At 46.6% G+C, this 14,293-nt stretch carries 10 protein-coding genes and 2 pseudogenes; 2 read left to right on the plus strand and 10 right to left on the minus strand.

All coding sequences use genetic code 11. The features are described from left to right. Nucleotides 1-35 precede the first annotated feature (35 nt). Complete coding sequence (locus tag AC1MEO_RS03660; protein ID WP_480334404.1) at nucleotides 36-2,138, plus strand: sensor domain-containing protein; 2,103 nt, start codon at nucleotides 36-38, stop codon at nucleotides 2,136-2,138. A 56-nt stretch (nucleotides 2,139-2,194) separates the two neighbouring features. Here the strand turns inward: AC1MEO_RS03660 and AC1MEO_RS03665 are convergent, their stop codons facing one another. From AC1MEO_RS03665 to AC1MEO_RS03705, 9 genes and pseudogenes are all read right to left on the minus strand, one after another. Continuing rightward, nucleotides 2,195-3,796 (minus strand): pyruvate oxidase, encoded by a 1,602-nt coding sequence (locus AC1MEO_RS03665; RefSeq protein WP_480334405.1) that lies wholly within the window; start codon nucleotides 3,794-3,796, stop codon nucleotides 2,195-2,197. Nucleotides 3,797-3,927: 131 nt separating this feature from the next. Then, nucleotides 3,928-4,197 carry a hypothetical protein gene (locus AC1MEO_RS03670; protein WP_480334406.1) on the minus strand — a complete coding sequence of 90 codons (270 nt, stop codon included), beginning with the start codon at nucleotides 4,195-4,197 and terminating at the stop codon, nucleotides 3,928-3,930. A gap of 49 nt (nucleotides 4,198-4,246) precedes the next feature. Next, entirely contained in the window at nucleotides 4,247-5,611 is a 1,365-nt protein-coding gene (locus AC1MEO_RS03675; protein ID WP_480334408.1) for a phenylacetate--CoA ligase family protein, read from the minus strand. A gap of 80 nt (nucleotides 5,612-5,691) precedes the next feature. Then, a pseudogene (locus AC1MEO_RS03680) lies at nucleotides 5,692-6,340 on the minus strand (TerC family protein). A gap of 424 nt (nucleotides 6,341-6,764) precedes the next feature. Then, nucleotides 6,765-7,826 carry a Delta(10) desaturase DesB gene (gene desB, locus AC1MEO_RS03685; RefSeq protein ID WP_480334410.1) on the minus strand — a complete coding sequence of 354 codons (1,062 nt, stop codon included), beginning with the start codon at nucleotides 7,824-7,826 and terminating at the stop codon, nucleotides 6,765-6,767. A 543-nt stretch (nucleotides 7,827-8,369) separates the two neighbouring features. Then, nucleotides 8,370-8,782 (minus strand): annotated as a pseudogene (locus AC1MEO_RS03690) (phosphoribulokinase); the annotation flags it as partial. A gap of 91 nt (nucleotides 8,783-8,873) precedes the next feature. Beyond that, on the minus strand, nucleotides 8,874-9,419 hold the full coding sequence (locus AC1MEO_RS03695) for an ATP-binding protein (protein ID WP_480334412.1): 546 nt from the start codon (nucleotides 9,417-9,419) through the stop codon (nucleotides 8,874-8,876). A gap of 84 nt (nucleotides 9,420-9,503) precedes the next feature. Next, complete coding sequence (locus AC1MEO_RS03700; RefSeq protein WP_480334414.1) at nucleotides 9,504-10,097, minus strand: GNAT family N-acetyltransferase; 594 nt, start codon at nucleotides 10,095-10,097, stop codon at nucleotides 9,504-9,506. A 4-nt stretch (nucleotides 10,098-10,101) separates the two neighbouring features. Then, nucleotides 10,102-11,079, minus strand: coding sequence for an MBL fold metallo-hydrolase (locus AC1MEO_RS03705; RefSeq protein WP_480334415.1), 978 nt, complete (start codon nucleotides 11,077-11,079; stop codon nucleotides 10,102-10,104). 513 nt (nucleotides 11,080-11,592) lie between these two features. On the opposite strand from AC1MEO_RS03705, the gene AC1MEO_RS03710 reads away from it, so the two are divergent. Next, on the plus strand, nucleotides 11,593-12,021 hold the full coding sequence (locus tag AC1MEO_RS03710; protein ID WP_480334416.1) for a hypothetical protein: 429 nt from the start codon (nucleotides 11,593-11,595) through the stop codon (nucleotides 12,019-12,021). 347 nt (nucleotides 12,022-12,368) lie between these two features. On the opposite strand, the gene AC1MEO_RS03715 is transcribed toward AC1MEO_RS03710, so the two are convergent. Continuing rightward, nucleotides 12,369-13,793 carry an anion permease gene (locus AC1MEO_RS03715; protein WP_480334417.1) on the minus strand — a complete coding sequence of 475 codons (1,425 nt, stop codon included), beginning with the start codon at nucleotides 13,791-13,793 and terminating at the stop codon, nucleotides 12,369-12,371. Between the last annotated feature and the right edge of the window lie 500 nt (nucleotides 13,794-14,293).

A 14,293-nucleotide genomic window follows, 5' to 3' on the forward strand; every position in this document is an offset into this window, starting at 1 on the left:
TGCCATGAGTTCCAGTCACCGGGAGGCGCAGATCAGTGAAAAATGACAAAAACAACATAAACTCCTCCACGAGCAAAGAAATCTCTTCTTCCAATGACTTGTTGTACAAGGAGCTATTTGACGGGATGGTCCATCAGGCACCTGTCAGCATGTACATATTAAGTGATTGGTGTTATACCTATGTGAATCAGCAATTTTGTGAACTGGCGGGGTACAGCGAAGAAGAACTGCTGAGCGGCCGCGTCAGACCGGACACCTTAATCCATCCGGAGGACCAGGCAATTATTCAAGCCCGAATTTCAACTGAACCGAACGACCCGGACACCTATGCGCGTTACCGTGTCCGGGTCTATAGACGTGACGGCCAATTGCTCCACGTTGAAATCCATTCGGCTAAAAAACAATGGCAAGGCAAACGGGTCCTGTTTGGAACCGTTATTGACATTACCGCAGAAGTGACGGCCAATCTTCAGTTAAAAGAAAATGAAGAGCGGCTGAATTCCCTTTTCGCGCACAATCCCGATGCGGTCTTCACGTTTGGCCTGGAAGGGAAATTCAAAACAGCCAATCTGGGATGTGAAACACTGTCCGGTTATGCCACTGCGGAAATTCTTCAATTAACGTTCACGTCTTTGATCGTTTCAGAAGATCTGCCCACCGCCCTGCTTCACTTCAACAATGCCCTAAGCGGCATAGCTAACACCTATGAACTCGCCATAATCCGAAAAGATGGAGAAAAGCGGAATCTGCTGGTGACCAATTTTCCGATGAAAGCAGGCGGAAACATCATTGGCGCCTATGGCATCGCTAAAGACATCACCGATGAAATCAACTACAAAAAATTGATGGAAGGGCTGGTGTTTTTCGATCCCTTGACGCAGCTGCCGAACCGCAAATTATTCGAAGACCGGGTAAAGCAGGCGATTGAAAGCACCGAGGGCGACAAAATCAACCCCGCCGTTTTGTCTCTGAACCTGGATCGCTTTAAATTCATCAATGATTCGTTCGGCCATCAGTTTGGTGATGAGTTTCTAAAAGGGATCGCACAACGTCTCTTGAATGGTGTCGGCCAGCAGGATACTGTGGGACGGTTTGCAGGCGATGAGTTTGCGGTGCTGTTGCCGAACCTCAATCCGCAACAGGTGTTCCAATTGGCGGAACAACTCCGCGAATCACTGGGCGAACCTTTTGAAGCACTGGGCCATTCCGTCTCCATCTCCGCAAGCGTCGGCATCGCTTTCAGCATCGGACCGGAAGAAACCGTGGATGCGCTGATCAAGAAAGCGGACACTGCCATGTACTACACCAAAAAATACAAGACCCATCAATACACGGTGTATTCGGAAGAGCTGGATCAACAGACTGCTTACCGGCTGACCATTGAAAGAGAATTAAAGTCGGCCCTCACCAAAGAAGAGATGGTGCTGCATTATCAACCCATCGTCGAGTTAAAGAGCGGCAAACTGAAAGCTGTGGAAGCATTGATCCGCTGGAACCATCCGGAACTGGGATTGGTGCCGCCTGACTGTTTTATCCCGGTATCCGAGGAAAATGGCCAAATTGTCTCTATCGGCCGTTGGGTCCTGCATACCGCCTGTACACAAAATAAAGCCTGGCAAGATGAAGGCTGCCCGCCCATTAAGATCTGCGTCAATATTTCCACCATCCAACTGCAACAGCCAAATTTCGTCCAGACGGTCAAGGCGATTCTGGACGAAACCGGCCTGAACGCCGAGTGGCTGGAGCTGGAAGTGACTGAAAGCATTTTATTGGTGGACACAGACCTGCTTAAAAGCAGTTTGTTGAGCTTAAAACAACTGGGCATCTCCATGTCCATTGACGATTTCGGCACCGGCTACACCTCTCTCAGCTATTTGCGGCAATTCTCCTTTGACCGGGTGAAAATCGACCGCAGTTTCGTCGAAGACATCAACAAGAACCTGAACGGCAAAGCGATCACCGCCACCATCATTTCCTTGGCGCATCAATTGAACCTCACCGTCGTAGCAGAAGGCATTAAAGACAACACCCAGCTGACTTTCCTGCAGGAGGAACAGTGCGACGAAGGACAAGGCTATTATTTCGGCCGCGCCCTGCCTGCGGAATTGTTGGATTTGTCCACCCGTTATAAGAAATGATCCTCTTCAAAAAAGACAGCCGCATTTTTGCGGCCGTCTTTTTGTGTCAATTTAAATTACGAAGGCGGCGCACTGTCTTCCACATAAGCGTCGATGACCACCGGTTTTTGGCTCGCCTTGGCTTTTGCCAGGGCATCCCGCAGTTCAATCCGCGTCTTCGCGGTATAGCCTTCCGCTCCACAGGCATGGGCAAATGCCGCAAAGTCGATGTTCGCCAACTCCGTCTGCGTCGCCGGGTTGCCCATTTCTTGCTGTTCGTGTTCAATCAGCTGGATTTTTTGGTTGTTGAAGATGACCAGAATCATCGGCAGCTTGTATTTGACTGCGGTGACCAAGTCCTGCATGCCCATCGAAAACCCGCCGTCACCGAGCAGGGAGACCACTTGTTTGTCCGGATAGGCCAATTTCCCGGCAATGGCTCCCGGAAGCCCGCAGCCCATAGTGCCGAGCCACGCCGACACGACAAGCCGCTGCTGGGACAATTGCAGGTAACGCGCCGCCCACAGCGTCACACTGCCGACATCCAGTGACACCACAGCGTCCCGCTCCAAGATATGCTGCACTTCTGCGATTACGTGCTGCGGCTGCAGCTGCTCCGTTTCTTGTGCCATATCCTTGTGCAGGGTTTCGTGCCACTGTGCGCGTTTTTCCTGGTACTTCAAAAGGAAAGCATCTTCCTTCTCCCCTAAATGTGCGGTCAGCCAGGCGGCAGCCGGTGCCAGCTCCCCGGCCACTCCGACCAGCACTGGATAATACTTGCCGATGGCTTTCGGGTCGACATCAATTTGAATGGCCGGTGCGTCGTCAGGCAAATACTCCCGGTACGGAAACGCGGTGCCCGCCAAAATCAACAAATCCGCTTCTTTCATGGCCTGTTCTGCCGTATCGGTGCCGAGCTGCCCCAGTTGCCCCAAGTTATGCGGGTGGCTGTCTGGAATGATGCCTTTTGCCGGAAACGAGGCAATCAGCGGCGCTTTCAGCTTTTCTGCAAACGCCAGCACTTCCGGCGTGCCGCCGGCTGCGCCTTTGCCGGCCAAAATGACCGGTTTTTTCGCAGCCTGCAGCAACTTTAAAGCGGACTGCAAGTCTTCTTCATACGCCCGGATACGAGGCGTGGCATAAGCGGGTGAGGTCAGCGCATGGTCCCGCTTGATTTTGGTGCCGAACAGGTCGTCTGAAACGATCAGCACCGCCGGCCCTTTTTCAGCATAAGCGGTCCGGATGGCCTGATTCAGCATGTCGGGCAGCTGTTCTGCTGTTTGGACGCGGCGGTTGTAGACGGCCACTTCCTCAAACAGCGACTCCATTTTCAGCTCCTGGAAGCTGTCGGTGCCGACCAGCTCGCTGCTGACCTGGCCGACGATCGCCAGTACCGGTGTTTTGTCTTTTTGCGCATCGTACAGGCCATTCTGCAGATGCACCGCTCCCGGACCGGCAATCGACAAACAGACACCGATTTTGCCGGTCAATTTGGAATAGGCGGCCGCCGCAAGCGCTCCGGTTTCTTCGTGGCGGATCTGGATAAAGCGGATTGCTTCTTCTTTTCGCAGTTCTTCCATGAATTCATTGATGGAGTCTCCCGGCATCCCGTAGATATGATCGACTTCCCACGCCTTCAGCAACTCAACAACATGGTTTCCTGCGGTCCTGTCAAACATGGACATCCCTCGCTTTCAAGAATTTAGGCATAAGCCCTTATCTCTTGCTCATACCTCCAGCCGCTTAGCATTAAACGTCAGGACATGAAAAAAAGAGCCCATTGCCACCTGCGGCAATGAAGCTCTCGTGCTTAGTTGGAATCTTTCCGGCAGTTCCGGTAAAACCGGTCTTCCCGTTTTTTATCAATCCAGCTCCAGAGGCCGTAAATGACTGCCGCAATGGCAACCACCAGTAACGAGGCAGTGAACACGAAGTCGAAATCCATTTCCCGGACCACGACTTCATCGGCGCCGGCCACGTTCAGCTGGCTGTAGGTGATTTCTTCATAGCCAATCCACCAAAATGCCAAAGGCAGACCGATCAGCAAACCGCCGAGTACTGAACCAACAAACTTTTTCATAGGCATCCTCCCCCTTATCGGCATTAAAGAACTCCACTAGTTTTTCCGCTCAATGGACCTTTTCAGGCGGCTGCGCCGGATAGGTATAGATATGCTTGAATTTTCCGCTGTCCGGATGGGCCTGAGGCGCTTTGGCAGACATCCAGACGCGCACGCCAATGCCCTGCTTGTTGAAAAACGCCTGCAGCTTTTGTTCCGCTTCTGCAAATGCCGCTTCCGGGTCTTGTGCTTGCAGCCGCAGCTCCAGCGTCTCTCTATCGCGCTGGATCACTTGAAACCGTTGGATGGATTTGACTTCGGCAATCACCGACTGCAAAGCGAGCGGCGCGACTTTGCGCCCTCCAGCAAAGCTCAGGATCTCATCCGTGCGCCCTTCCAGCTCGATCCAGCGGGTTGTTTTGCCGCATGGGCAAGGTTCACTGTAAATGGTGGCGCGGTCGGTCACCACGTAGCGGATAAAAGGCTGCGTGTAATTGAACAAATTGGTGATCAGCAACTGCTCGGCGGGCAACCCATCCGCAACCGGCTGAAAAATCTGGTCGACCGCTTCGACGATCAGCCAGTCTTCATTGAGGTGATAACGCCCTTCCCGGCATTCACAGGCAATCGTGCCGGTTTCTGTACAGGCGTAAGTCGACTGGACCGTGCAGCCGAACGCTTCATGGAGCTGTGCGCGCAGTTCCTTACTCAAATGTTCGCCGCCCGCCATGATCAATACCGGTGAAATGGCCAACTTGCCGCTTCGCAATTCCGGCAGCAGCAGTTCCAGTGCGGTCGGGTAGCCGCCGAGGAGCGCCGGCTGAAAGGCGTTCAGCTGCTTGACGATTTGGTCTGTGTCTTGCCGCGCGTCGACGATGATTTGGTTTTTTTTCCACGGCATGCGCCGTTGGTTCCAACGGACTGTCCCATTGCCGAGGTAGAAGCCGCCATCGACGAACAGCCCCGCGGTGCGTTTGCCGTTTTTCAGGAACGCCTTCAAGTCTTCCCGTTTGGCAACCGCCCGCAAAACCGCAATGGCCGACACCACGTTCATGGTGGTTTTGTCATACAGGACGATGGCCGGATGCCCTGTAGAGCCCGATGTCGTATTGACCAGGTAGCGGCCGTTCAGTTTCCGCCCGATGTTGTCCGGGTTTTCCATAAACCGCTCCACATCCTGTTTTGATACGGAGCGGTCGGTGAGCCAATCATCGAAATTCGCCATCAGCTCCTCCTTCTGGGTGACGGGCAAATCGGACAAGCGGAACGGTCCGTCGAGATGCGGAAGTTTCGCCTTGAAATACGGACTGTGCTCTTTGGCATGCTGCACGAGGCGCGTCAGGCGCTCGTGCTGAAGTTGGCGCAACTGTTCCTGGGAGAGCGCCCGCGCGCGGTGCGTCAAGCGCAGTGCATTCAGTAATCCCATCCGTTTCATGCCACATCTCCTTTCGGAATCCTGGATTTTCTTGCTATCAGTTTAGCATGTAAACGCTCTTCGGACATACTGGAATTCGGCTACTTGGCGGCATCTTGATCTTTTAGTTTTTTTCCCGTCCAGACACCCACCGCCACAATGCCGACCATGACCGACCAAAAAACCACCGTCCACGGCAGGGAATGCGGGAAGTCAGGCGGCAGCAGCCCGATTTTTTCGTGCGACAGCGTCAATAGGCCCAGTTTCACGCCGACCCATCCGACGACAATAAAGGCGGCGGTTTCAAGCGACGGATACCGCTCCAACAATTGGACAAATTTATGGGCCGCAAAGCGCATGATCACCACCCCGATCAAGCCACCGGCAATCATGACGGAAAATTGCCCGCCGTTGATGCCGCCGATGGTGAACGCTCCCCAATGCGGCAACGTCATGGCCAGCGCCACCGCTGCGAGCATCGAATCCACCGCAAACGCGATGTCCGCGACTTCAATCTTTAATACGGTAGTCCAGAAACCGGAATAGGAATGCCACCGACAATCCGTAGAACAAGGCTTTTTTCTGCTGCGGTTTCGGCAGATGCTTGACCATGACCGCCATCACCACCGCATTGTCAGCTGCCAGCAAACCTTCAAGGCCCACCAGCACCAACAGAATCCATGCATACTGCAGCACTAACACATCCACTGCTGTTCTCCTCCTTCTTGAAATCAACCAAAAAAGACCCATGCCTAATTAGATAGGCAAAGGTCTCGCTGAGCAATCAAATCTGTCCTCACAACCGATGATGACGCATCATCATGTCCTGACGATTGTGAAAGAGGTGTTCCTCCAGCTACTCCCCCTTGGCTGCGGGGCAAGCGTATCGGTGGTACCGGTCCAAGCCTGTCGCATCTCTTTTCGCAAACCGAACTGCATCTAGTCCGGCTCTTTAATAATTTTATACCACCATTGCCCAGCTGATTAAACAGGAAAACGGGTGTTGTCGAAAGAAAATTTTAGAGAAGAATGGCACCAAATTGAATGTTATGCCGTAGAAAATTCGAAAAACCCATAACCTCAGTTAAAAGGTTACGGGTCTTTCGATTTTCATTTCATACATCCGGTAGCGCTATGCCCGCCCTTTAGAACTTCAGGTTTGGGTTGCTCCTTTTTAAATCCCGCTGTTCACAGGTCGCGGATTGATTGCTTCTGGATTCAGGCCATTTCCGAGTGAGCCATAGACCAGCTCTGTCTGAGGATCAATCAATTCTTTGCCATTGTAATAAACTCTCGGCGTCTTCCATAATGCTTTTAAAGCACTCGACATCGGCATCTCGTGATAAAGACCCGGCCAGTTGTCTTTTATACTTTCTTTCACTAAAGGATAATACTTTGAACTCATACTTGGAAAGATGTGATGCTCTGTGTGATAAGAGAAATTGAAATGCAGGACGTCGATCCATTTAGGAACCGTCACCGATAAGGTGTTTGCCAGTGGATCATTGACGGGAACGTGTGGATTCAACCGATGATTCGTAGAGATATACCCCATCACGATGGCATTCGCTATCAAATGCGGAATCAAAAATATGAATACCCAATTGCTTAGCCCCACAAAGAAAATCAAGCCTGTCCAACCAATCCAAGGAATTAAAAACTGGATCCAAACAGCTCCCCGTTTTTCAGGCTGAAACTCTTTAACGTAATTGAAGAACATTCGCGTGGAGTGCAGCGTGAATAGAAAGCACAATGAGAAAAACTCCAGAAATGCACGGACTGAAAAAGGCAAGCGATAGATAAGTTTCAGTGCAGGCTTTCGGTCCAATTCATCTTTAGTCATCCAGGTATCCGGATCTTTCTCTTCATTTTGCGTATGAACATGATGGGTCATGTTATGCCATTTGCGCCATAGTCTGGGTCCGGTAAGCAGAGGGAAAAAGAAAACAGCCCCTAATAAATTACGCAACCCAGCTCCTTTCACTACCGTTCCATGTAAGATTTCATGTCCTAAGAATCCCATGGCTGCAAAACTTGTTCCAATGGCAAACGAAAGGGCGATGCTTGTAAGAAACGGCAAATCATATACGCCGATCGCCAACATGCCCGCGATGGAAATGATCAAATAAGCGAGGCCGCCAAGTAAACGCCCTGGAACCCGTTTAAACGCATATTTGGGCAGGTACGGTGATACTTTAGACGCGTACCAGCCAAATGAGTGGTATTCTTTATTCATTCTTTTGCCTCCAATTAATGTACAATTACTTCTTCTCCAATGACTAGGTACGACAAACTGGGACAGCTCGAAATAGTTGAGAAAGAAAAAAGGCTCCAGCATGCAAACCACCCGAACTAAAGGTTCACTCTGTACGTATAAGCTTCTTTCTATGGTTCACTATAAAGGTTACTCTTGCAAATTCATAACCTTTTCTTTATTGGCTCTCGGTGTGTCGGAAGTTGGCTAACTTGCTGGAGAGTATTGAATGGCGACGATGATCCAAATCCTGTTGATGGTCTTTTCGCGATAGACAGATTGAAAAAGCTTCAGGCAAAGTCATCGCCTGAAGCTTTTTTTCAGCCATTCACGTGGATTTTTGAGCTTACTGCAAACAAAAGTGCTATACCGCAAACAACCTTGCGTATTCCGCAAACAAAGTGGTTTATTGCGCAAACAACGAGCGGGATTGCGCAAACAAACACGCGTATTCCGCAAACAACTCGCTTATGCCGGCAACTCTCTGTGTTGGCACATACAAATTGAAGCAGCTATGTTAAAGGCTGGATCAATAAAGGCGACGCTCATTCCTTCTACAACAGTTATAGTTTTTTTGGATGAAATCAACTCGCTTTTCATGTAATGCGTATCGATTGTGCAGAAATCCAAACCTTCTCTAACCATCCGAACGTCTCTTTCCAATGAGGGTAAATGATGAGCGGAAGGGTGGCAAGCTGTCATCTTGTATCGATGAATTTCGTTTTGATATGTATAATCGATAGTCGCATGATTGCGTGCTCTTTTATCTATAATATATGGGTCTGTATTTATGTAATTGATTTTACTTTTATCCAAAAGGTTGATGAGCCTGTTTGTAAACGTGGTTTTTCCAGCAGCACCATGGCCAGATATCCCGATAACGAGTTTTTGTCCGCCATCTTTATCCTGTTTGCCAGTTCGTGAATAAACCGATCCATTATTCTCCTCCTTTCATGTTTGTATTCAACTGATTTGAATGCCATGCTAAAGCCTCTTTTTGAATTTTTAATGCCAATTCCTGTTCCAGTATTAACACGGATTATTACTATTCAAGTAATCCATAACCGCAGCAACACGCTCTTCGATTGAATAGTCGCCCACGATTCTTAGTACCGGACAAGATAATTCGGCTATCCATTGTTCATGCAGGGCTTTGCTCCTGACTTCCATGCCTGCATGGTCATACAGTGAGGCCCACTCCAGAAAAGCCTGCGACTCCTCGTATCTGCTGCCACCAGCCAATGCTTCCTTTCCGTACCGTTCCACTTCCCTCTGCTGTAATCTCGCAAGCCTGACTTCCGGCGGAATCCACAAGAAAATAACCAGGTCAAAGCAGGGCATGAAGCAGTCACCCCAGCCAGCTACAGCTCCTGACAAGATCCATTCATCATCTCGCGACAAATCCTTCCTGAGCATTTCCTTCCTTTCAGGGACGGGTCTTTGTTCTGTGTATTTGCTACTCCAAAAATAGTCATCTGTATCAAGATGGGTATGCGGCAGAATTTTTGCTAACGAGTTGCCGAGTGTCGATGTTCCTGATCCCGCAGCTCCCAGGATATGAATCTTGCTATTCATCATTTTTCCTCCCATGAAAAGTCAGTATGTTCTTTCTTGATTTTTTATACAGCTGTGGAACTAAATCAAGATGCTTACCGCCTCTCATTTTCCATTAGAAGAAACCAGAAGATCATTGAAGTTAATAAAGTAAATTAAGTTGTCCGTCCACTCACCAAATTCAAAAATGAATCCTTCTCTCTTACATTCAAACTTCATCCCAGCACTCTCTGCTAATTTTATTGAAGGCGCATTATCAATATTGATATGAGCTTCAATGCGATGAAACCCCAATTCCTTATGTGCTATACGAAGAGCTGCTTTTACAGCTTCCTGGCCATAGCCCATTCTCCAGTGCTGATTATGAATCGTATAGCCAATCCGGCCCCACTGGAAATCCATTCGTTCCAAGGTAGAAAAATCAATCATCCCGAGGTGTTTGTTGTCAGATTTACAGAATACCCCAAAAATATATGCAATATCGTTTGCAGCCAACTCTTGATGTTTTTCAATCAGCTGCAGAAACCATTCCTCCGTGCATTCGCTCATGTCCTTTTGTCCTTCATCGTGTCTATGTTGAGAAGGGTTTCGGTTTTCAAACTCACTCAGCCAGTTTTGAAAATCTTCTTTTTTAAGTGGTCTTACTATCAATCTCTCTGTTTCTAATTGCATCTCAAAGTTAGCTTCTTTTAATATCAAGACGTCATCCCCTTACATGATTTTCTTTTTTCTCGGAATAAAAGTTATACACTGTTTTCAAGTTGCGCTGAATTCCCTGCACGCCTCTCCATTCTTTATATTCATCAGGAATAATAAAATCAGAAACGAAATCAGCTAAAAAAACATCAGATTGCTGTGCGTCCTTTACTGTGTTAATTAGCATAGTTATGTAACGAATCATGATATCGATTTGTTGAGTAGTTCCAACTTCTCCATGTCCAGGCAGTAGCATCTCTATTTCCATCTTCTTGGTTTCTTGCAAAATACTTAAAAACTCTTCCGGTTGGAAAATTGGCAGATGCAGTTCTTCAGTTACAATGTCTCCCATAAAGGCAGCCTTCTCTTGCGGCACATACAGGAATGTATCACTCGGCGAATGGCCTCCTCCTAAGCAATATAATTCAACATTTCGCTCAGTTCCAAAAATGGTCATTTTTCGTTCAAACGTAAGAGTAGGAAGAACGAGTTGTAAACTGGGGAGCTCAGCTAATAATTTAGTCATCTCCGAATATTGATTGGTCAAACTTTTCTTTACAACTTCATGTTCCTCTGTTGAAATTTGCAGTTTGAGGTTATCCAGGTACTGTGTGGTTTCTCTAAGTTCGGTATCAATATCCCCTATCGCATTCTTCTCTTTGATCCATTCTTTGGTTGCTTCTGTAGAAATAATCACTTCTTCTTTATAGGCTTGATTGCCAAAAATGTGGTCTCCATGATAATGGCTATTAACGAGGTATTTCACTTTTTTTCCCGTAAGTATTTCGGCTTGTTTCTTCAATTCTTGCGCTGCAGATGGGGTATTGAATGAGTCGAACACAAGCAGTTCGGTTCCTAAATCGACAACTCCTGCGTTGCTCCATGCACCGTTCCCGGGTTTGGCGATTGCAGCAAATATACCAGTCGCCATTTTTTTCAATATGAAATACTCGGTATGTATTGGGGTTTCCATGGTAATAAACACTCCCTCGAGTCTCTTTGTAAACATCCTGACTGCTATATATCGTGAATCTTTTTATGTATTGATTGAAGTTTCTCTAAATTGCTCAATTTGGGTTCCTGTTAAACTACTTGACATGCTATCTTCTTATAAACTATTTCCATTATACTAAAAATTCCCATAAAATAAATTTTAAATTTTAATCCTCGGAAATAAAACCATTAGTAAAAAGAAATTATAGTGCTGCTCCCAAAAGTTAAATTTGAATACCTACACTTTCCGAACGTTTTTCTATGGCAAAATACAGCGGAGAACTCAAAATCTAATCAGTCAACAAGTATTTGGCTGGCTTATTGTGCTATTCGCGACTAACCCAGACATCGGAATGTCCAGCTATGGGTAAATTGTCCTTCAGTTTCTGGATTGCCAATCATTCAGAAGAGGATCAAGGTCATTATAATCGAAGTGAGCTGGGAAAAATATAATACATGGTTATTTATCTGAAAATTGGGAATATAATTAAAATGGAAAGGCGGATTGATAGGTTCCCTTGTTGGAATCTTAGGCGGACCGATTGGCATGTTGCTGGGATTCGGGATTGGCTCATTAGTTGGGCTTGCCAAAGATTCAGAAGAAGCTTTGGAAGAATCGAATCTTATTTCAGGGATTACCTCCCGGATGAAAGAAGGCGATGTGGCAATTGTGGTAATTGCGCAAGAGCTGTCCCCGAAATCTTATGACCTTATTTTAGAGAAGTTTGATGCAGAGACCATGCGATACCGTGCGAGCAGTATTCAGGAAGAAGTAGTACATGCTCAGGCTGTAGAGGAAAAACTCCGTGAACAGGCAAAAAAGGAAATACGGCAGGAACGTTCTGAACAACGAAAAGAAAAAGTCGAAGCATACCGCAGCAAGTTCAAAGAAGAATTTACAGAACTCAAACAACGTTTATCATCCAAAAAATAAAATGTAAAGAGCAGCAGTCAATCACTCTATTTCCTGAAATGCCTTTAAGAACCGAATGCAGTTAAACATAGAAGAAATAAAGAAACAGGCATTGTAAGTACACTGTCTCTTCTAAAGCCAGACAACAATTTAAGTCGCCTTTTTCACATGAATCCAGTATTCTACTGGATTCATGTTTTTTAATTTAATTCCGTAGGATATATTGCTAATCTCTATCACTTTTATACTTTTCTAGTCCAATAAAGCGACCAGTCGCATCTGAAGTTGTAATAGATCGCTTGAACTTATTTCTTTTTTAATAGTGATTGATATCTTACTCAATTTTATAGTTTTCATCTTCCTCTCCGTCACCAAAGGCCAAGCAATTTCCACCACAACCCGCCTGCACCAAACCAGATGATGATGTGGATGATGGAAATAATAAAACCAAGCACCCACCATTTCTGCTGGTTGACATAGCCGCTTCCAAAAAAGACAGGTGCTGGACCGGCACCATAATGCGTCAAGCAGCTAAATAAGTTGGAGAAAAATGCTAGAATCAATGCAGACAACAACGGCGGAGCGCCTGAAGCCACGATGACAGATAAGAAAGCTGCATACATCGCACTAACATGTGCCGTATTGCTGGCAAAAAAGTAATGTGAATAAAAATAAACAATAGCAAGGATGACCAATGTCAATACCCATGGCAGTTGGCCTACCGCATTCCCCATAAGTTCACTGAACCAGGGAATCATGCCTAATTCATTCAAATAGGTGGCCATCATGACCAGAACCGCAAACCATACCAATGTATCCCAGGCACCTTGTTCTTTTTTTATGTCAGACCATGTCAACACTCCGCTGAGCAGCAACACACAAAGTCCGATAAAAGCACTCGTAGTTGCATTAATATCAAAGTTTCCACCAAAAATCCAAAGGATTAAAAGTAGTACGAATACGCCAATCATATAGCGTTCTTCTTTTTTCAGCGGGCCCATCTCCTTCAATTTCTCTATTGCAATTGAAGAAGCTTCTGGTGTTTCCTTTAATTCGGGTGGATATAGTTTATAAATCACAAAAGGTATCAAGGCTAAGCTGATTAAACCTGGCACTAGTGCTGCAAGCGCCCAACCTCCCCAAGTAATTGTCTCCCCAGTGATTTCCTGTGTAATCTGGACAGCAAGCGGATTCGCTGCCATTGCCGTTACAAACATAGCAGAGGTAATCATATCTCCTTGAAAAGAAACTTTGACTAAAAAAGCTCCGACACGCCGTTCAGTCCCATCTCCCGCTCTTGATCCGTATGTTTCTGAAAGAGAGCGGATAATCGGAAAAATGATTCCGCCAGCGCGGGCTGTATTGGACGGCATTGCTGGTGCCAGTATCAAATCACTGAGTACCATGGAATAAGACAGCCCCAGCGTCTTCTTCCCGAATTGACGGACAAAAAGATAAGAAATCCTTGTTCCCAACCCCGTTTTAATAAATCCCCTTGAGATGAAGAAAGCGATGACAATCAGCCATATCGTCGTATTTTGAAATCCGCTTAACGACTGTTCCAAAGTCAGGATTTTCGTTAAAACAATTAGAGTCAGCGCAATGATGGCCGTGCTTCCCATTGGCATCGGTTTAATAACTAGGGCCACAATAGTCGCAACAAAGATACTGAACAAACGCCAAGCATCCGTCTCTAGTCCGGAAGGTGAGGGGATGAACCACAGAACCACACCAAGGGTGACACAAACCAAAAGCGATTTCCAATTCACTTCTCCCAGTTTTTCAGCAGCCATCCTTCTCCTCCTTTCTAAGTTTTTTTGCACAAGAAATATTATCTTTTTTCGTTTAAGGTGAATTATTGAAAGAATTCACCAGTTTGATTACTTTTCAAAATTAGTCCAAACAACCGATTTTTTCTTCTTTATTTGTGTACCCCGATTGTCCTGGATAAACAGGTTATTCAACTTTTTTTATTAATTATATGATGACTTACTTAGTATAAAGAAATCTGCTTCATCTTGTTTTATTGAAAAAGATGATTCCGCCAGATAAATGATTATAAGGAATGCGAGTTAAGACAAGCTTTTAAAAAGGGGCAGTCAAGAAAATACTAGCCTTTGGATTGGCTGAATGCATCGCTGCCATTTCTGCAAGAGTACTTTGCACTTAGCAGGAGCAGTTTGACACTTCTAGGTTGATCAATACGCGGTATAAACTACATGTCATTTGGAAAGCTGCAGTCTGAAGTCCCCATGATTTTGGAGTGCGGCTTTTTTTGATTTGCGATTGCCAG

This window comes from Planococcus sp. BI3, assembly GCF_056680115.1.